Origin of the sequence: Mesorhizobium sp. M7D.F.Ca.US.004.03.1.1 (genome assembly GCF_003998635.1) — a bacterium.
Taxonomy (GTDB): domain Bacteria; phylum Pseudomonadota; class Alphaproteobacteria; order Rhizobiales; family Rhizobiaceae; genus Mesorhizobium; species Mesorhizobium loti.
Genome location: NZ_RZQG01001597.1, coordinates 1 through 689, shown reverse-complemented (window position 1 = coordinate 689; position 689 = coordinate 1). Strand labels below are relative to the sequence as shown.

General features: G+C 64.9%; 1 pseudogene. It reads left to right on the top strand.

Going from position 1 to position 689, the window contains the following annotated elements:
• Positions 1-689, top strand: a pseudogene (locus EN935_RS38950) (site-2 protease family protein); the annotation flags it as partial.

Below are 689 nucleotides of genomic sequence, written 5' to 3'. Positions count from 1 at the left end.
GTTTGAAGACGTGGTCGAGGGCAGCCACTTCTCGATGCGGGTCATCGAGGACACCGCGCTCGACGCCTCGTTCTGGAAGGATTTTCGCGAAACCACCGAACTCGTTTCCGAGGGCAATGGTACGCGGGTGACGCTCAGCCAGACCGATCGCTATCGCGGCGTTGCCTTCCTGGTGTTCCGCTATTTCGCCATGCGCCGCGAACTCTCCAAGCTGCAGCGCTGGGCGCGGACCGGGCAGTATCGCAAGGGCGGCTGGTTCGAGCATCCGCTGAGCCAGGTCGGCTTCGCCGCGCTGTCGGCACTGATCCTGTGGCCGTTCTTCGGGCTTCATTTCGGCGGGCTGGCGCTGGCCGCGATCCTCACATCGGTGGTCGCCCTGCACGAGCTCGGCCACATGGCGGCATTTCGGCTGATGGGCCACAACAGGGCGCGGATGATCTTCATCCCGCTGCTCGGCGGCATCGCCATTGGTGGCCGGCCCTATGACAGCCGTTTCGAGGTCGCCTTCGTGGCCTTGATGGGCGCCGGCTTCTCCGCCTTCCTGGTGCCGATCGCAATCGCCGCAAGTAGCTTTGCCAGCGCGGAAGGGCATCGGCTGGCGGCAATGCTGCTGGCGGCTCTGGCTGGTTTTGCCGCCCTGTTCAACATCGCCAATCTGGTGCCGGTGTGGAAATTCGACGGCGGCCAGG